14 protein-coding genes are annotated in these 18,112 nt (G+C 56.2%); 8 read left to right on the top strand and 6 right to left on the bottom strand.

The genetic code is table 11. The features are described from left to right. Window positions 1–42 precede the first annotated feature (42 nt). Both VKV29_RS02095 and crcB read right to left on the bottom strand, forming a co-directional pair. A complete protein-coding gene (locus VKV29_RS02095) occupies window positions 43–384 on the bottom strand; it encodes a DUF190 domain-containing protein (protein WP_324199641.1) in 342 nt (113 codons plus the stop codon). A gap of 15 nt (window positions 385–399) precedes the next feature. Next, complete coding sequence (gene crcB / locus VKV29_RS02090; protein ID WP_324199640.1) at window positions 400–795, bottom strand: fluoride efflux transporter CrcB; 396 nt, start codon at window positions 793–795, stop codon at window positions 400–402. Between the two features lie 290 nt (window positions 796–1,085). On the opposite strand from crcB, the gene recJ reads away from it, so the two are divergent. Further along, entirely contained in the window at window positions 1,086–2,876 is a 1,791-nt protein-coding gene (gene recJ / locus VKV29_RS02085) for a single-stranded-DNA-specific exonuclease RecJ (RefSeq protein ID WP_324199639.1), read from the top strand. 121 nt (window positions 2,877–2,997) lie between these two features. Then, a complete protein-coding gene (locus VKV29_RS02080; RefSeq protein ID WP_324199638.1) occupies window positions 2,998–3,450 on the top strand; it encodes a VOC family protein in 453 nt (150 codons plus the stop codon). An 85-nt stretch (window positions 3,451–3,535) separates the two neighbouring features. Here the strand turns inward: VKV29_RS02080 and VKV29_RS02075 are convergent, their stop codons facing one another. Both VKV29_RS02075 and alr read right to left on the bottom strand, forming a co-directional pair. Further along, entirely contained in the window at window positions 3,536–5,656 is a 2,121-nt protein-coding gene (locus tag VKV29_RS02075) for an ankyrin repeat domain-containing protein (RefSeq protein WP_324199637.1), read from the bottom strand. Window positions 5,657–5,889: 233 nt separating this feature from the next. Next, window positions 5,890–7,029, bottom strand: a complete 1,140-nt coding sequence (gene alr / locus VKV29_RS02070; protein WP_324199636.1) for an alanine racemase — start codon at window positions 7,027–7,029, stop codon at window positions 5,890–5,892. Between the two features lie 166 nt (window positions 7,030–7,195). On the opposite strand from alr, the gene VKV29_RS02065 reads away from it, so the two are divergent. Further along, the gene (locus tag VKV29_RS02065) at window positions 7,196–9,097 is read left to right on the top strand and encodes a redoxin domain-containing protein (RefSeq protein ID WP_324199635.1); all 1,902 of its coding nucleotides are present in this window, start codon (window positions 7,196–7,198) and stop codon (window positions 9,095–9,097) included. 28 nt (window positions 9,098–9,125) lie between these two features. Here the strand turns inward: VKV29_RS02065 and VKV29_RS02060 are convergent, their stop codons facing one another. Continuing rightward, window positions 9,126–10,142 carry a LacI family DNA-binding transcriptional regulator gene (locus VKV29_RS02060; RefSeq protein WP_324199634.1) on the bottom strand — a complete coding sequence of 339 codons (1,017 nt, stop codon included), beginning with the start codon at window positions 10,140–10,142 and terminating at the stop codon, window positions 9,126–9,128. A gap of 313 nt (window positions 10,143–10,455) precedes the next feature. On the opposite strand from VKV29_RS02060, the gene VKV29_RS02055 reads away from it, so the two are divergent. Continuing rightward, window positions 10,456–12,474, top strand: a complete 2,019-nt coding sequence (locus VKV29_RS02055) for an alpha-L-arabinofuranosidase C-terminal domain-containing protein (protein ID WP_324199633.1) — start codon at window positions 10,456–10,458, stop codon at window positions 12,472–12,474. 201 nt (window positions 12,475–12,675) lie between these two features. Beyond that, window positions 12,676–12,960, top strand: a complete 285-nt coding sequence (locus tag VKV29_RS02050) for a hypothetical protein (RefSeq protein ID WP_324199632.1) — start codon at window positions 12,676–12,678, stop codon at window positions 12,958–12,960. On the opposite strand, the gene VKV29_RS02045 is transcribed toward VKV29_RS02050, so the two are convergent. Next, the gene (locus VKV29_RS02045; protein ID WP_324199631.1) at window positions 12,957–15,362 is read right to left on the bottom strand and encodes a DNA translocase FtsK; all 2,406 of its coding nucleotides are present in this window, start codon (window positions 15,360–15,362) and stop codon (window positions 12,957–12,959) included. The genes VKV29_RS02050 and VKV29_RS02045 overlap by 4 nt on opposite strands. A gap of 116 nt (window positions 15,363–15,478) precedes the next feature. On the opposite strand from VKV29_RS02045, the gene VKV29_RS02040 reads away from it, so the two are divergent. The 3 genes from VKV29_RS02040 to VKV29_RS02030 all read left to right on the top strand — a co-directional run bounded on the left by VKV29_RS02040 (window position 15,479) and on the right by VKV29_RS02030 (window position 17,933). After that, window positions 15,479–16,555 (top strand): Gfo/Idh/MocA family oxidoreductase, encoded by a 1,077-nt coding sequence (locus VKV29_RS02040; RefSeq protein ID WP_324199630.1) that lies wholly within the window; start codon window positions 15,479–15,481, stop codon window positions 16,553–16,555. 97 nt (window positions 16,556–16,652) lie between these two features. Beyond that, a complete protein-coding gene (locus VKV29_RS02035) occupies window positions 16,653–17,435 on the top strand; it encodes an MBL fold metallo-hydrolase (protein WP_324199629.1) in 783 nt (260 codons plus the stop codon). Window positions 17,436–17,450: 15 nt separating this feature from the next. Next, entirely contained in the window at window positions 17,451–17,933 is a 483-nt protein-coding gene (locus tag VKV29_RS02030; RefSeq protein ID WP_324199628.1) for a regulatory protein RecX, read from the top strand. Window positions 17,934–18,112: the final 179 nt, after the last annotated feature.

Raw genomic sequence — 18,112 nt, 5'->3', positions numbered from 1 at the left:
TCAACCGGCAACAAAGCAAGCTAATCAACCTCTCTGCTAGGCCTATGGGGTTTGTGAATGCGTATATTTGATGATCTCGCAGTCACGAAGGGTAATAAGCCCCTCTTGAACCATCTCATCAAGGATGGGAAGAAAGGCGTTAATGCGCTCCGGCTGATCGATGATCTCGATGCGAATAGGCAGGTCGGTGGAGAGATCGAGAATTTTGCTGCGATGAATACGTGAGTTAGCTCCATAGCCGACGATTCCCTCCAGAACGGTGGCTCCGGCCAGCCCTTCCTGCCGAGCACGCTCCACGATGGCCGCGTAGAGGGGCTTCCCATGCCACTTATCCGAACTGCCTACATAGATCGTGAGCACCTTGCCAACACCTTCTATCTTCATCGTATTCTGCACCTCCTAAGCCGTTCGCCCCACAAGCAGTAAAGCACACACTCTTCCTAGATAGACCGCAAGAAAGCCACCCAGAACGCTTCCGGCCAAATAGCCGAATAGACGTAGCCACTCCCCGTCCGAGGCCAGGCCTAACGAGTCGTTTTCGAAGGTCGAAAACGTGGTGTACGCCCCAATGAACCCGATGGGAATGAGAAGCGTCCATCGTTGATCCCACACTAAACGCTGCCCCAGCGTTACCACAAGCCCCAAGACGAAGGAGCCGGTAATGTTGATTACCAAGGTTCCCAGCGGAAACCCGTTAACCTGCTGCTGAATCCATACTCCCAAAAAGTAGCGGGCGTTGGCGCCTAAAAAACCACCTATTCCCACGTAAAGCATACGGAGAAAGACATCCTTCATGTCGCTTCGACGAATCTCCTCTAAATTGAGTTTTTCCTCGTTGCGCGGAAGCCAGAGACACAAAAAGCCCCTGATCGGCGCAACGTACCGACCAGGAGCCATTAGCCTACGAAGCGGCGGTTCAGACGCAAAAACGTCTCGGCGGCCTCCATCGCCGTTATCAGTGGGTAACTATAAGTTTACCACACGACACCCATCAAGCGCAGATCGCGCCTCAAGAAAGAGCTTTTTCCGCTTCCAAAACGGTGCCGGATAGTTTAAAATATCAGAAACCTTTCAACGAGGCCATCATGTCTTCTCTGCTCGTTCGTTCCGGCACAAACCCCGACCCGGGAAGGATGGTGCGATGGCGCCTGCTTCCGCCACAGCCCTCCATCGAAAAACGCCTGCTTCAAGGCGGCGATCTCCATCCCATCGTCGCACGCCTTCTGGCGCAACGCGGCATCGAAACCGTGGAAGAGGCGCATCGTTTTCTCCATCCTCGTCTCGATTATCTGCACGATCCCTTCCTGCTACCCGATGTAGAGCCTGCCTGCCTGCGCATTCAGCAGGCCTTGAACCAACGCGAACGGATTTTGGTACATGGGGATTACGATAGCGATGGGGTAACCTCGGCAGCCTTATGGACTCGTTTGTTGCGCCGGCTCGGCGCCGATGTGGAGGTGTTTGTGCCGCATCGCAGGCGAGATGGCTACGACATTCGTAATGCGGCCATCGAGCGGGCGAAGGCCCGGGGTGTGCGCCTCATCATCACAACAGACTGCGGTGTTCGCCGTGTGGAGGAGGTCGAATACGCACGTCAGCTCGGGATAGATGTCATCATCACCGATCATCATTTGCCTCCCGAGGTCTTGCCACGTGCCGTCGCCGTCGTCAACCCACATCGTGCCGATTCGCGCTATCCGTTTCCCTATTTGGCCGGAGTGGGAGTGGCGTTTCGTTGTGGCGAGGCCCTCGTTCGTCATCTCGGCCTCAAAGTGGAGAGCTATCGCCAAGCCTTTTTAGACCTTGTCACCATCGGCACGATCACCGATATGATGCCCCTACTCGACGAAAATCGTGTTCTCGTGGCCTTTGGACTTCAACAACTGCCCTACACCAAGAAGCCGGGCATTCAGGCGCTCCTTGAAGTAAGCGGGCTTCAGAGGGCGCAGACAGAGGAGAACGTCCCTCCTCTCACCGTGCGAGACATTGGCTTTGGCATCGGCCCGCGCTTAAATGCGGCGAGCCGTGTGGACGAGACAAAACCCGCCCTCGATCTCCTGCTGACGTCCAATTTGGACGAGGCAAGACGCCTTGCAGCCCTGCTCGATGCACGAAACCGAACCCGTCAGGAAGAACAGAAACGGATATTTCAAGAGGCCGTGCTTCGGGTGCAGCAAGAGGGCCTGCACGAACGAGCCTGCATCGTGATAGAAGGGACGGGCTGGGGCAGCGGAATCATCGGCCTTGTGGCCGGTAAGCTTACCGAGATGTTTCATCGCCCCTCCATTGTGCTGGCCTTGAATCCGGAAACGGGCGAAGGGCGCGGTTCGGCTCGCTCCATCGAGGCCTTCGACCTCGGTGAGGCCCTGGAGCAGTGTCGTCCCCTCCTTATTGATGGAGGAGGCCATGCACATGCCGCCGGTTTTTCCATTCGCTTAGAAAACGTCGCCGACCTTACCCGGCGCATGGAGGAGATCGCACGCCAACGCTTGACAGAGGAAGACCTACAACCCGTTCTCGATATAGACGCCGAGCTAAGACCCCACCAGATTGATACAAAGCTTCTAGAGCAGATTGAAAGCATGGCCCCGTTCGGCATGGAGAACCCCGAACCCATCTTCGTTAGCTATGGCGCCCCTGTCCGATCCGTCTGCTTGATCGGCAAGGAGTCGCAACATCTCAAGCTGCTGGTGGAAGCGCAAACCTCTCATGGGCTAACCGTTACCTATCCGGCGATTATGTGGGGGCAAGGGTCTCTGGCATCTGAGCTAGCCCCCGGCGCAACCGATATCTGCTATCGTCTCCAACGCAACACCTACCAAGGGGAGTTGCGCATTCAACTGTTTTTGGAGGATATACGGCAGAGAGGCCGCTAGGCAGTTCAGACAGGCCGGCGGGCATCGGCCCACAACACAAAATCGGTCACTTTAGAGTATTCTTCAAGAACCACGCGATCCAGGATTTCGGCAATTTTGCAAAACGCAAGGAGAAAACTGCATGGGAAGAACAGGGAACAATTCGGCCCTTCACGGGGGTGGGTTTCACCATGTGGCCGTGCGCGCATGGGATTTTGAAGGGGCGCTACGCTTCTATATAGAGGGCCTCGGTTTTCGACGCGTCTACGGATGGGGTAAAGACGAACGCGCCACAGGCGGCCGCGATGCACGTGCGGTGATGCTCGACACCGGAGATGGCAACTACTTCGAGGTGTTTGCCGGCGGCACACCGCCACCGGAAGGAGGCCTACCGGAAGGAGCGCTCCTCCACGTGGCTCTGCGTACCAACGACTGCGATGCCGCCATCGAAAAAGCCCGGGCTGCCGGCGCGATCGTCACCATGGAGCCGCGTACGCTCTCCATCGAAGGAGATAGCCCGCAACAGTTCCGCATCGCCTTCTGCAAAGGTCCCTGCGGCGAGATCATCGAGTTTTTCCAAAACGATACGCTCTAGCACGCCTGAGGGCTGCGGTTAAGGTCGCCATTACCCAAGCAAGAGATCCGGGGAACTGCCATAGGCACGACGTTTTGGCAGCCCGCTAAGACCCCTGAAAAGCCGGCAACGCCGAGGGTATCACGCCCCCTGCATTTTCGAGCAGCTGCACGCACTCCCAGTGCCTGTTCTCTTGGGCAAGCTCAATGGGTGTCTTTCCCTGGTTGTCGAGCAGGTCTTCGAGTGCACCGGCCTCAAGTAGTAGGCGCACACTCAATTCGCAGCCCCTTATAGCGGCGACATGAAGAGGTGTGTGCCCATTATAGTCGGCGAAGTTGGGGTTTGCACGGGCGCGTAGCAGGCGTCGCAACGCCTCCACGTGCCCTCCCTCCACCGCCAGATAGAGAGCTGTTCTGCCAAAACGGTCGCTCTCGTTGGCCTCTGCTCCGGCATCGAGCAACAGATCGATAGTGCGAACGTGGCCGCCGGCGGATGCCAGCAACAGTGCCGTGCGCTCCATCTCCGGCTCTATCTCATGTACAGGAGCACCTAGTGCCAACAGCAGCGCAACTGTCTCCGTGTCGCCTTGCGCCGCAGATTGCAGCAAGCGCTCCGCAAGGCGTCGCATCTCCTTCCATTTCTGCTCCGTTATGTCGGTGGGGACGCGAAACAAACGCTCGCGCAGCCGTACCGCGAGACGCCGATCCAACTGGGTGAGCATTAGATAGTGTTTCCGCGCCTCACTCTCTTCCCCCATCTCCAAACAGAGCAGCCCCATCTGATAGCGGGCGATAGGCAGATAGGGAGCAAGCTCGATGGCCTGTTGAAATGCGGCCTTCGCCTTTTCCTGTTTTTGAAGATGCCAATAGGCCAGACCGAGGTTGACATAGGCCAAAGGATAGGCAGGGCGGATTTGGATGGCTTTGCGGAAATGAGCTAAAGCCGCATCGAATTGGCCTGCTTGCAACAGGAGGGTGCCCAAGTTATTATGCGCCGGAGCGTGGTCTGGCACGAGATCGAGCACGGTTCGAAAAGCCTCCCTGGCCTTTGCAAACTCGCTAAGATGTAAAGAGAACATCCCCACTTGAAAACGCGCTTCTGGGTCGCCCGCATCGGTGTTCACAGCCTGCTCGAAAGCCTGAAGCGCCTCACGATAGAGGGAGAGACGAGCACAAGCGTGCCCAAAACGCATTAGGTTTTCTAAAGAAGGACATCTCTCTATTGCCTGCTTTGCCAGATCGTATTCGCCTTCAGGGTCATTGGTCTCTGTAGAAGAAGTGTTGGCCGATCCGTCAGCAGACCCCCGGTCGTGCTGGTGCTCGTGCGGTGAAGAGGGGGGGTGCTGCTGTGGATAGGCGCAGACATAGACCTTACCATCCGAAGCCGCGATGGCGATAAGGCCTTTCTCCGGTGCCAGAGCGAATGCACGCGCCGTTATAGGAGCGGCCAAGCACGAGAATACCGGAGCCAGTGGCCTTAGGCTCCAAATATCGAGCTTACCGGTGCCTGTGCGCACCACCATCGCGTTAGGGTGAAGGAAAGCCATGTCGAAAACCACCTCACCTAGCTCAACCTGCTCAACCCTGCGCTTTTCGTGCACATGCCAGCAAATCAGTTCGCCATCGGCGTAGGCAGCAAGGAGATGCGGCTCCTCCGGATAGCAGGCCAAGGCCGTCACAGGTGCCCCTGGCCCTGTCAACAGCGTGATCGCCTCTCCCTTGTGCAAATCCCAAAGATAGGTTCCTCCCTGATGGGAACCGAGGCCGGCGAACAGAATCTTGCCGTCTGCAGAAAGCGCCAACGCCGTAACCTCTCCACTATGGGGGCCGAGATCGGGCAGCACCTGCCACGTGTAAACATCTTGGCAGAGCAGATGACGGCTTTTCCCACCCATCACAAGCAGCCCACCGGCACACACCATTGTGCGCAGCGGAAAGGAAGCACGGAAAATGTGAAGACAGCGCTGTTGCCCAAGATGCCAAACGCGGGCAGTTCCATCTTCTGAAACCGATGCCACCAGCTCCGTATCTAAAGCCTTCACAGCCCAAACCGGCCCTCGATGGTGCCCCAGCACTATCGGTTCGCTGTTAGTGCGTGCCTCCTGAAACCACACTGTTCCCTGGGCGCTACCCACCACGATGTGCTTCTCATCGGATGTAAAGCAAAGCGCGCTCAAACCCCCCGCCGACTCCAGACCCGTTAGCTCAAACAACCTGTTTTGTCCCATTGCTCTTCTCCGAAAAGTCTCACGATTTGGAAAAAGGTGGCGACACCGTATGAACGGGACACCTTCCAGGGCTGCGTCACCGGTGTCGCCATAGAAACGTCGCATCACACTTATCTATGATAGCTGTGCTTTGCGAATTGCACTGTGACCTATGTCACAAAGGAGGTGTGAAATTGTTCACAACACGTAATAGAAAATGCTTTGTGGAGGGGTAAAAGCGGAAAAAGGGGATTTTAAGGCTTAAAAATACGGGGGATACGCTGGGTGAGACAGGTGGTGATTTCATGTTCAGTTGTGCCGATGGATTTGGCCATCTCCTCTACAAAGAGGCGCTCTGCGCCCTGCTTCCCGATGGCGACGGCCACATCACCGGGTTGAACGGAGGGAATATCGGTAACGTCGAGAACGGTCTGGTCCATGCAAATTCGACCTAATATGGGAGCTTTTTGACCATGCACCAACATGTAGCCCTGGTTAGAGAGGCGACGCGGGTACCCATCGCCATAACCTAGAAGAACGGTGGCCACGCGAGAGGGACGGGCCAGCCGATGGGTAGCTCCATAGCTAATAGAGTGCCCTGGAGGTAGTTCCCGCACGGTGCCGATAGCAGCCTCAAGCTGAAGAGCCGGAAGAAATCGCGTGCGCCAGAGGTGGCTTTGAGGAGTGTTCGGCAGTATTCCATAGATAAGCAGGCCCGGTCGCACCAGATTCGATTCGGAGTCCAAACCTTCGAGCAGCGCGGCGCTATTGGCGCTATGTACCCATCGGAACCTCGCTCCCGCCTTCTCTAAGGTATGACGAACCCAATGAAAACGTTCGAGCTGGCTTTGGGTAAGTTCGCGAAAGGGATTTTCCGCTTCGGCGAAGTGAGTTCCCAAACCGGTAAAGGTAAGGCCACGGCTCTGGGCAAGCCTCCATAAAGCGACCGCCTCCTCCGGCAAAACGCCCGCACGCCCCATACCGGTGTCAATCTCTAAATGGGCCTCACGACATCCGGCGGCCATAAGCGCTCTTAACACATCTTCGCTCCCGATGAGGGGGGTTAAGTTGTAATGAACAACCTGCTCGGCCTCTTGAGGCGCGGGCACACACAGCAGAGCTACTGGGCAGGTGATGCCGGCCCGGCGGAGGCACTTTCCCTCCTCTGCGGTGGCCACTCCAAGCCATTGAACTCCGGCCTCCAAAGCCGTTCTGGCCACAGCAAGAAGTCCATGCCCATAGGCATCGGCCTTCACAACGGCCATAATCTCTTTAGAAGGGCCGGCAAGCTTCCGCAGGGCTGCAATATTGGCACGAATAGCTGCCAAATGGATCGTCGCCCAGGCGCGGGTTCTGCCGTTCCTCTCTCCGTCGGGAGCACGCCGATTCTGCATGAAACCCAAAGCTCCTTTTTAAACTCAATCGAGGTATGCTAAAAAGGGAACGATAGATGCATGTTACCTCAAAAGATAAGCGGCAAAAGAAGGATATAATCCGGTGACAGTTTCGTAATTCTTTAGAGAAACCACGTGAACACCCTTGAAGGGAGCGTAGATTAGGATGAGAAAACTTGGCGGTTTGAAGCCAGAGCGTTGGCTTCTACTGGCGTTTGGGCTGTTAGCGCTCGTTGGATGGTCTGCTTCAGGAACAGGAAACTCTGAAAAGGCCTCGCTCCAGACAACCCGTCTTGAGTTTCGTGACATCGCCGGCCAAGCCTATTCCTGGACGACCATCGCCTCTCACAAAGCCAACGTGTTCCTCTTTCTTTCTTGTCAGTGCCCTGTCTCTAACCTATACGGCCCTCGCCTAGCGGAACTGGCACGCCGGTTTACCGGAAAGGATGTGCAGTTTTTTGGGGTCTACCCCGACATTCAAGAGAGCCTGGCCGATATCCAACGTAATGCCAAAGAGCACGGATTCCCCTTCCCCATTGTGCAGGATAAAGAGGGCGTGCTGGTCTCCCAGTTAAAAGCCACCTACACGCCAGAGGCTGTCGTGGTCAACCGCCAGGGGCAAGTCTGTTATCGTGGGCGCATTGACGATAACGTCGTCACCACCAAAGTGACCTCCCACGACCTGCAACAGGCTATTGAAGCTGTATTAGCAGATCGCCCAGTTCCTCACCCTAACCTGCCTTCCTTCGGTTGCATCATTCGCCGAGGCCCTGTGGCTTCGGTGGCACTGCTTCCGGGAACACCCACCTATGCTCACGACGTGGCCCCTATTCTGCAAAACCATTGCATAGAGTGCCATCGCCCCGGGCAAGTAGCTCCCTTCTCTCTTACCACCTACAAAGACGCTGCCGCTTGGGCGCCCGACATCGTTCGCTACACACAAAATGGCACCATGCCCCCTTGGAAACCGGCGCCGGGCTATGGCGATTTTGTGGGAGAACATCACTACGTGCTTACTGCCGCTGAAAAAGAGGTCTTGGTAAAGTGGGCCAAAGCGGGTGCCCCCGCCGGCGATCTCAGTAAAACGCCGCCCATGCCTCACTACCCATCCGGCTGGGAGTTAGGTAAACCTGACCTCGTCTTCCACTCCGATCAGCCTTATCATGTGGCCGCAGATGGAGACGATGTTTACCGCAACTTCATCATCGATCCCCACTTTACCCACGATGCATGGGTACGAGCCGTTGAAGTTCACCCCGATGCGCGCGCCGTGGTTCACCATGTTATTATCTATGTGGATGGCCTGCACCTTTCCCCCGCCGTCTCCGAAAAATATCATAAAGAGCATCCCAATGACCACGAGCCGGGCTATACCAGTTTCGGCGGACCTGGTTTTGTACCCACCGGTTTCCTAGGTGGGTGGGCGCCCGGAAACGCGCCTCAATTTGCCCCACCCGGCGTGGCCATGTGCATCCCCAAAGGTGCCTTGCTGGTTCTGCAGGTACACTACCATAAGAACGGCGTGCCTCAAACCGATCAGACGAGCTTCGGGCTCTATTTGGCCAAAGAGCCGGTTCATAAAAACGCCATCGTCAGCATGGTAGCCAACTTCGGCTTCCGCATTCCACCCGGTGCTCCGCACTACGAAGTGGATGCGCAAACCACCGTTCCGGTGGACTGTCATGTGATGAGCATCATGCCGCACATGCATCTGTTGGGCAAGGAGATGAAGCTGTGGGCTACGCTTCCAAACGGCAAAGAGGTGCCACTTATCTGGATTAAAAATTGGGATTTCAACTGGCAACGTACCTACTGGTACCGCCAGCCGGTGGCCTTACCAAAAGGAACTGTGGTTCACCTGGTGGCCTACTACGACAATTCAAGCGATAACCCCTTTAACCCCAATCGCGATCATCCCAAAGCCGTTGGGTGGGGTGAACAGACCACCGATGAGATGTGCATCGCGTTCCTCTTTGTTACGCTGGATGCAGAGCATCTCAATGTGATGCCGCAAAATCCGGTTACGGTTGCCTCCGCTTCAAGTACCTCGGCACCGCCTACAAAATAGGCAAGAATGCCCTTACCACGGCGACCCCTCAGGTAGAAGAGCGGACAACTAAGCGTGTGGGAACTTCAGCATGGCGAGGAGGTAACTCCTCGCCTTTATAAAGGGCGTTTAGACGCTCTACCAACATGTTGACGGCAATATTGCATATCTCTTCCAATGGATAGACAAGCGTTGTCAACGGAATGTCGAGTTGGGAAATGAGAGGCAGATCGTCGCATCCCACAAGCCCCATATCTTGAGGAACCCGTATCCCCTTCCGCCGAAGACCGGAGAGCGCCCCTAAGGCCGCCATGTCGTTGAAGCAGAGAAGAGCGTCCGGACGATGGGGGTCGTCGGCAATCTGTTCTGCGCAAGCACGGGCTGCCCCAACATCGTAGGCGGTTCCGGGGAAGGTATAGATAAGCGGGGGCTGCCCGATTTTCTCCGCAAACTGCTTGTAAAATTGACCCCTCACATCGTTACGTGCCACCGCCGATGCCGGAGCGATGTAGCCGATTCGCCGATAACCCCTTTCCAAAAGATGATCTACCGCCTCCTGTAGCCCGGTGGTAAAGAGCGCGCGAACGCTATCCCGGTTGGGCATGAGATAGCCAATAACAACCACATTCTCCATATCGGGCTGCTGCGCCCGCTCTAACACCTGGGTGGAGGTTTCACACCAGAGGATCATGCCGTCCGGCCGACGTGAGTTGAGCGTTTCCAACAGGTGCAGATCGTTGGATTCATCGGCACGTCTAGTGTTTAAAACAAACTCGTAACCACGCCGTTCCAGCGCAATCGCACACAACGACACCATGCGAGCAAAGAAGGGATTTTCCAGCCCGCCAACCAAAAGCCCCACCACGTGACTTCGGCGCGTGCGTAGCTGCTGAGCGGCTCGGTTTACCGTGTAACCAAGCTCTCGAGCTGCAGCAAGTACCCTTTGGCGAGTCTCTTCAGAAACACGCGTGCTGCTGCGTGCGCCATTAAGGACATAAGAGGCCGTCGCATAGTGAACATTGGCAAGACGAGCAATCTCACGAAGGGTAGGCTTTCCGGTGGCCATTTTTCAACTCTCTACTCGCTCGAAAGCAAGAATCTGTTCAACGGAAGATGACACAAACCGACGAGAAACAAGGCCAATAAAAGCTTTCCCTTGACCTAACGTTCGGCTTGATGCCATCATGAATATTATATAGCACACTAAAACCCTCTCGGTCAACGGGTGCTAAGCTGTTCAAAAAATGCGATGTGAGCATAAGCACTCCCACGAAAGGCATAAACCAACGGTGACAAAAACTTTCTTCTCCTCTCGAAACCCGTTCGGGATCATCCTTAGCATTCTGATCGGTTTTTCCATGAAAGGACAAGCAAGCTCTATGCCCGCACCAAGTCGGCCCGCTCTCTATCTCTACACACGGTCAACCGATGCGTCCACCACGATTACTGTGGATGCAAGTCAACCCAACGCCATCCCCATCTCGCAGGATATTTTTGGTAACTTCCTCGAAGACCTCGGTCACGCCATTGAAAGAGGCATCCTCGCCGATGCTATTCTCAACCCAAGCCTCGAGCCGGAAAACCCCTCCGACACCGCTCCGCCTTTTTGGACTCTTCAAGGAAACGCCACTTGGGTGGAAGGCGGCTACTACTCTCCCCATGCCGTTCAGCTTGCCGGTGCAACAAATGGCCTTGCTGTGGGTCGCCTCGAACAAACCGTATTCCTACCGGTTACACGCGACCCACACTATCGTTTTGAAGCGCTCTGTCGCAGCCTAGGAACCGCAGGCACCATCGAGCTACTAATAGAGGGCACCGATGCCCGTGAAGGGCAGGTTTTTGCCCAACGCCCCATCGTCGTGCACGGTAGAACATGGCAAAAGGTCACCTTCACCTTCTCTGTCCAAGAAGCCACTCCTCAAAAGGGCGAGGCCTATCGTTTCGTGCTTGCCTATACGAACGGAGACCCGGTGATCGTAGATCGCATCTCGCTGATGCCAACCGATAACATTGCCGGACTAGACCCGGAAGTGGTAGCTCGCGCCCGAGAATGGCATATCCCCATCCTACGCTACCCCGGTGGAAACTTTTCGAGCGGCTATCACTGGGAAGATGGCATAGGAGACCCCAACCGACGCCCTAGCTCGCGCAACCCCGCATGGGGTGGCATACAGAGCAATCGTTTTGGAACCGATGAGTTTCTGCATTTTTGCCACCTGCTGCACATACAGCCCCAAATTACTGTGAACGCCGGCGATGGCACGCCGGAGAATGCTGCCGCCTGGGTAGCCTACTGCAACGGTGCGCCCGATTCCAGCGTCTACGCTCAAATGCGCGCCGAAAACGGCCATCCGGCGCCCTACGGCGTAAAGATATGGGAGGTGGGCAATGAGCTTTACGGAGACTGGCAGATAGGCCATACCGACGCCCAAGGCAACGCCCAACGCTTTGTTATGTTTCGTGATGCCATGCTGAGGGTAGACCCGACCATAAAGCTTATTGCAACCGGTAAGGGTGACGAGTTCACACCAGAGGGGCTATCGCGCGATGCCGCCTGGAACGAGGCGTTGCTCCGCCGAAGTCTGGAAGAGGGGAATCGCCCGCCCGATTACCTCTCCATCCATCCGCTGCTGCCTTTGCCGGAGGCGGCAGGAGCTCCGGACTATGACGCCCAGTATCAAAGCGCCATGGCATTTCCTACCTTCCTCGACCGCGTGATGTTTCCCCAATTGGCCCACCTCATCCAACAGGGGGAGGGGCCCTATCCCCACACGCGTTTGGCCGTCACCGAGTGGGGCATCATCGTGGGAGGGCCGAACTGGCGGAGCGTGCCGAACCACAGCACCTTTTCCGGGGCCATCTTTAATGCCCTCATGCTCAACGCGATGATGCGACATAGCGACCTTATCTCCATTGCCAATATGACAGGCTTCATGCACGGCGGCTGCATTGAAAAGGTGCGTGGAGTTGTCTATGTAGACCCCCAATACTACACCCAACAGCTCTATGCGGCGGCCAAGCCTTACTATCCGGTAGCCATCCATATAGAAGGCCCTGGAGAGGACGTTCCTGCGCGTGGTCGCCTCCAAGCCGTAACCGATGTGCCCGATGTGGATGCCTTTGCAGCCCTTACCAAAGACCGTAACACGCTGACCCTCTTCCTCATCAACCGCCTGATAGAGGGCGATCGCTTGGTGCGGCTTACTCTAAACGATTTCGAGGCCCGAAGCGTTTCCGCCACGATCCTTATGGCAGATAGCCCTATGGCCGCCAACGATTGGGCGCACCCCGATCGCATTAAGCCCCAACCCTACATGCTGCCCACAGGCTTTCTCAAAGAGGACTCCTCCTTAAACCTACCTGCGCATACCCTGCTTGTTCTTACCCTACATCGCTAAAGGTCTGCTGCCTAAACCAAAACGGCCCTAGAGAAAGCAAACTCGACGGCCACTAAAACCTTGCCGATTCACCGCTAATTAGCGTAAACTAGTATTAAGAGGTCTCGCCAGGTAGAGACTTCGCCGCTTGTCAGAATCAGGGATAGATGGCGGCAAAAAGCCGCTCTCTAGGAAAGGACACAAAGTTCTACAGGAGAAAGAGTGAGAACAAAGGCACGTATTCGCTTCCGTAAGTTGGAACGCCAGCAGCGCCAGGTGAGTGAGCATCTGCGCAACAGTTTAACAGGCGATCAGAGGCGCATCCTCCTTCTCTCGGCACAAGGTTATGGACATGGGGAGATCGCACGGGAGTTGGCACTGCCGGAGGACTATGTTGTCCATTTTGCTCTCGGCATGGTTCAGAGGCTTAACAAAAGCGGGGTGATCCCCTCTCCGGAATGGCGCCATGTGCTGGCTTGGGCAGAAGAGGTGGGTATTCTCGGTTAATTTTGGCCTTCTCGATCCGCCTCGAATCCACTTACACCTGCTCCTAGCCCTTCGCCGGCTAAAAGGCGTTCGGCCTCATCACGGCTAATGAGAATTTCGCGTGGCCGCGCTCCGCTCAGCGGGCCCACGATGCCCCGCTCTTCCATCATCTCCACAATGCGGGCCGCGCGCGTGTAGCCTATGCGGAAACGGCGCTGGAGCATAGAGGTAGAGGCTTGACCGTTGTTGACCACGAGGCGAACGGCCTGGGCAAAGAGCCGCTCGTCCACGTCGTCCTCATCGAAGATACGTTCCTGCGCCGCGTCCTTTCCATCATCTGCAATCGTCAGCATGTCTCCCGGCGAAGGCTGCTGCTTCAGATAGTCCACCAGCGCTTGGGTCTCCTGTTCGCTCAGATAGCACCCCTGAATGCGCGTAGGTTTTGGTGCATCTATGGGCATAAAAAGCATGTCACCTCGCCCAATAAGGCGCTCTGCACCGGGCATATCTAAAATCGTGCGCGAATCTACCTGAGAGGCCACCGCAAAGGCAATGCGGGAAGAGATGTTTGCCTTGATGGTGCCCGTGATGATGTCCACCGAGGGTCGCTGTGTGGCGATAACGAGATGGATGCCTGTAGCGCGTGCCAATTGTGCCAAACGGCAGATCGAGTTTTCGACTTCAGCCCCATGTTGCAGCATGAGGTCGGCTAACTCGTCCACAATAAGCACGATGTAAGGAAGCCTCTCTTCAGGCGGCACCTTTTCGTTGTAACTATCAATGTTGCGCGACCCCATACGGGCAAAAAGGTCGTAGCGACGATCCATCTCACGCAGCGCAGTATGAAAAAGCCCCGCGGCCTGCTTCACGTCCTTAACCACCGGATGCAACAGGTGAGGGATGCCATCCCATAAACTCAGCTCCACACGTTTAGGGTCTACCATCAGCAGACGCACCTCGGAGGGCGTCGCCCTATAGACAAGGCTCGCGATGAGGCAGTTGAGGCAGATAGACTTCCCTGAATTGGTGGAACCGCCGATCAGTAGGTGAGGCATCTTCGCTAAATCGGCATAGCGGCATTGGCCGGAAACATCCTTGCCCAACGCCACGGTGAGCTTAGAGGGCGCATTGCGAAACTCGTCGGTGTCGAGGCACTCTCTTAAGGTCACCACAGAAGGATTCAGGTTTGGCACCTCCAAGCCGATGGCCGATTTTCCAGGAATAGGCGCCTCAACGCGCACATCTATGGCAGCTAGGCTCATGGCAAGGTTGTCGGCCAGGCTTACGATCTTACTCACCTTGATGCCGGGAGCTAGTTGAATTTCATATCGGGTTATGGTAGGCCCGCTAGCTACCTCCACCACGCTCGCACCTATGTTGAACTGCTCTAACGTGGCCTCGATGGTGCGTATCCTGTCGGCCTGTTCCAGACCGACTCCCTTTCCCTCAGAGGCTTTGCGGGCAGAAGGCGCCGCAGGCTCCTTTAAAAGGCTGAGCGGTGGCAGCGCAAAAGCGGATGCTGCACTGGGCGCCGGCGGAGCTGTGGAGGAGGGAGATGGCGCCGAATCGGAAGGAGCTGCCTCTTCTTTGTTGTCCGGCTCACTACGACGTAAAAGCTGGAACGGATTGGGGAAGTGACGTGCCGGCTTCTCCGGTTCGGGCTGGGGCGCGTTGCGCGGCGCCGTCACGCGAACTACCGCCTTCTGCTCCTCCGCTTGCGACTTTTGTTCAACAGGCAGAGTGCGTTCTGTTGGAGGAACGGCTGCAGGAGAGAGGCTTCGCGCACGGGAAGGCGATGATGTGGCAAGCGCGCGAGGGGCTGTACGCACACGGGCTATTTTTTGCCATAGCGCCAGTGCCACCGCTTTTAAGCTGCGCTCATGGAGGTGGGCGATAAGATCGGCAAGCGGCCTATCCACAATAAGCACTATGGAGACAAGCAGCGTCATGCCGAGAGCGAGGTAACTTAACGGCCGTTGCAGCAGCGTATAGAGAGTCCAACCTACCAACCCGCCCAGCCACCCGCCGGCCTCCTTCATGCGCACGGGATCAAGGGAGGCACCGGGCACCAGCAGGAGATGGCGCCAGGTAACAAACGTAAGAAATAGCAGAAAAAGGCCCAGCGAGGAGAGGGTAAGCCGCAGTCGTTGAAATCCCCTCAGCACCATGACCCCGAGCAGCACGATCACCCCTACAATAGCATAGGCACCTGAACCGGCGAAAAGGCGCAAGCCGGCATCGAGAAGTTCCGGTATGGGGGCGTGCTCCGGCTGTAAAAGGCTGACGAAACCCGCAAGCCCTAGAAAAATCAGCCCAATCCCCACAATGTCCTGAAGACGGCGCTGCAGGGTAGGGTCCCAACCGGTATTTTTTTGTCGCGACGCTTTGCCCATCTGGTTTTTTGGCCTACCTGTTCTCGACATTCCCAAAGCTCTTCCCTATCTCGTATAATTCAGTATACACTTTTGCGCTTCCTTCTTGCGAATTCTCTCTTTTCATGATAATATGATAGCAAAAGGAGCCTGCAGGAGGGAGCGAAATGACAGTAGCCTCAGAGGGAGCGACCCCAAAGAATGTGGTACGGATGGGTGTTATTGGAGCGGGGAACTTCGCCTCACGCCGCCACATTCCGGACATACTCAAGTGTCCCGAAGCCCGCTTGGAAGCGTTTTGCCGCCGCGACCCGGAGGCGCGGGCGCGCCTTGCTGCCTTTTTCCATCTGCCTCCTGAACGCGCCTACGCCGACTGGAGAAAGATGCTTGAGGAGGTTCCTCTGGACGCCGTGGTTATCGCAACCCCTCATGCGCTCCACTACGAGCAGGCGAAAGCGGCCTTGGAACGTGGGCTGCACGTTCTCATTGAGAAACCAATAGCCGTGCGCACCGCGGAAGCGCGCGAGTTGAACGCCCTGGCCGAAGCGAAAGGCCTCAAACTGGCAGTGGCTTTGAACCCTCCACATTGGGCGCACTGCCACCAGATTCGCCGAGCGCTCCACGACGAGCGCATGGGCGAACTAGAGGCTGCCTCGCTATTTTGGTGCGGCTCGGCAGAGCCACTCTTCGGCAAAGCTCCTCTTCCAGAAAATCTGCCCGGTGTCGTCCCCCCCTCCCTCTTTCGCGCCGACCCAAACCTCGCCGGCGGAGGCTACTTCATAGATGGCGGCTCGCACCTTGTTTCAGAACTGCTTTGGACAACGGGAAGGCAGGTGAAACGGGTTACTGCCGTCGCCGACAACTACCCCTCCGATATGCGCATCTCGGTGAGCCTGGAGCTGGATAATAGCTCGTTCGCCAACATCACCGCCATTGGGGATAGTAAATTTGTTAATCGCCGACTACGGCATATCTTTGCCTGCACCGGTGGAACCGTCACCGTGAACCACTGGGAGTTTGAAACAAGCATTACCCTGCACGAGCAGCAGGTGCGCCGCTTCAAGGAGGCCGATATGCTGCCTGTTGAGGGGCCGGTGGCCAATTTCGTGAGCGCTATACTCGGCTATGGCTCCCTCTACTCGCCGGGGACGCACGGGGCCGATGTGGTGGAGGTCGTCGAAGCTGTCTACCGTTCTCTAGAGACCGGAAAATCGGTACCTTTGCCCCTTACGAACACCGCATAGGCTCCGGCAGGAAAGAGAGCATGCCTTTGCCAAGACCGACTAAGGGTTTGCAGAAAATCTTACGATACGCTCTATATTAAAGGGAAAGTTTAACGCCTTGCTGGAAATCATCATATTAGGCAGCGGCACATCGCACGGTGTGCCCATGATCGGCTGCGATTGTGCGGTCTGTCGCTCGAACGACCCACGTAATAAACGCACAAGGCCCTCCATTGCCGTTAAAAGCCCTTCCGGCACGATTTTGGTAGATACACCGCCAGAACTACGTTTGCAGGCCATTGCTTGCAACTTACGTGCGGTAGACGCCGTTCTTTTCACCCATACGCATGCCGACCACTTGATGGGGCTTGACGATCTACGTCGCTACAACGACCTGATGGGCAAAGAGATACCTATCTACGGCGACGCCTCAACGCTGGAAGATATTCGGCGCGTCTTTCGGTATGTCTTCATAGAGACTCAAGCCGGTGGGGGCAAGCCCCGCCTACAGCTCTTTGAAGTGAAATCGCCCATGGAGTTGTGCGGCCTCATCATTGAGGCCTTCTATGTGCTGCATGGCAACCTTCCCGTGCTCGCCTATCGCTTCCACCACCCTCAAACACAGCGCTGCATGGCCTACGTCACCGACGTTAGCCACATTCCACCTGAAGCCATGGAAAAACTCTACCATCTCGACCTACTCATCATAGATGCCGTACGTTACGAGCCGCACCCCACCCACTTCGGCCTTTGGCAGACGCTAGAGGTTATCGAACAGCTGCAACCAAAGCAGGCACTGCTTACCCATCTTTCCCATCGTTTCGACCACGCCACCCTCTGCGCAGAAACGCCGGAGCATGTAAACCCGGCCTATGACGGCCAGGTGATCTGTTTAGAGTAGGAGGTAATTGCCGCTTTGGATGAAGAGAAGCTGAAGACAGCCCGAACCCTAGCTTTTCGTGCCTTAGCGCGCTCGGCCTGTAGCCAAGCCCAAATCGAGAGGCGTTTAGCGCAAAAAGGCTTGCCAGAGCATGTCGTTGCACAGGTTATCGAGGAGTTGAAAACGCGTGGATGGCTCGACGATGCGAAGTTTGCCCAAGATTGGGTGGCGGATAGAGCCGATAGAAAACGCTATGGGCGGCGGCGCCTTGTGGAAGAGTTAAAAGCGCGTGGGTTGACGGAAGAGCTGCTCGAAGCGACTTTGCCCCCACCCGACCCCGAAGAGGAGCTGCAGCGAGCGCGTGCAGCCATTGCCCGCCGATGGCCTCCGGGCAGTTTGGCCCATCTAGAAGGGGAAGCCCTTTTGGCAGAAAAAAGGCGCTGTGCCGCCTTTTTGCAACGACGCGGATTTGACAACGAAACCATAAAGAAGGTATTAGGAGAGCTTACGTCTAAATAATAGCTTACTTTACGCCGTGTCTTTGCTTCACCTCTGAGGAAAGCCGCGAATCTCGCAGAGCTTTCTGGAGGTAGAAGAGTTGCCACACGTCGGAGTATCGGTTTTACTGATAGCGGTTGTTCTGGGAGCGCTCTGTGGAGCCTTCCTTGGATATTTCTTAGAACACTTCTTCATTGGTC

Source organism: Chthonomonas sp., assembly GCF_035294165.1.
Lineage (GTDB): Bacteria > Armatimonadota > Chthonomonadetes > Chthonomonadales > Chthonomonadaceae > Chthonomonas.
The sequence above is the reverse complement of the archived record's forward strand: the minus strand, read 5'-3'. Positions and strand labels throughout refer to the sequence as shown.

Excerpts from the sequence above, each read along its gene's own strand:
- VKV29_RS02075 (WP_324199637.1), bottom strand. The coding sequence starts at position 5,656 with ATGGGACAAAACAGGTTGTTTGAGCTAACGGGTCTGGAGTCGGCGGGG.
- VKV29_RS02095 (WP_324199641.1), bottom strand. The coding sequence starts at position 384 with ATGAAGATAGAAGGTGTTGGCAAGGTGCTCACGATCTATGTAGGCAGT.
- alr (WP_324199636.1), bottom strand. The coding sequence starts at position 7,029 with ATGCAGAATCGGCGTGCTCCCGACGGAGAGAGGAACGGCAGAACCCGC.
- VKV29_RS02065 (WP_324199635.1), top strand. The coding sequence starts at position 7,196 with ATGAGAAAACTTGGCGGTTTGAAGCCAGAGCGTTGGCTTCTACTGGCG.
- VKV29_RS02060 (WP_324199634.1), bottom strand. The coding sequence starts at position 10,142 with ATGGCCACCGGAAAGCCTACCCTTCGTGAGATTGCTCGTCTTGCCAAT.
- VKV29_RS02045 (WP_324199631.1), bottom strand. The coding sequence starts at position 15,362 with ATGTCGAGAACAGGTAGGCCAAAAAACCAGATGGGCAAAGCGTCGCGA.
- recJ (WP_324199639.1), top strand. The coding sequence starts at position 1,086 with ATGTCTTCTCTGCTCGTTCGTTCCGGCACAAACCCCGACCCGGGAAGG.
- VKV29_RS02080 (WP_324199638.1), top strand. The coding sequence starts at position 2,998 with ATGGGAAGAACAGGGAACAATTCGGCCCTTCACGGGGGTGGGTTTCAC.
- VKV29_RS02055 (WP_324199633.1), top strand. The coding sequence starts at position 10,456 with ATGCCCGCACCAAGTCGGCCCGCTCTCTATCTCTACACACGGTCAACC.
- VKV29_RS02040 (WP_324199630.1), top strand. The coding sequence starts at position 15,479 with ATGACAGTAGCCTCAGAGGGAGCGACCCCAAAGAATGTGGTACGGATG.
- crcB (WP_324199640.1), bottom strand. The coding sequence starts at position 795 with ATGAAGGATGTCTTTCTCCGTATGCTTTACGTGGGAATAGGTGGTTTT.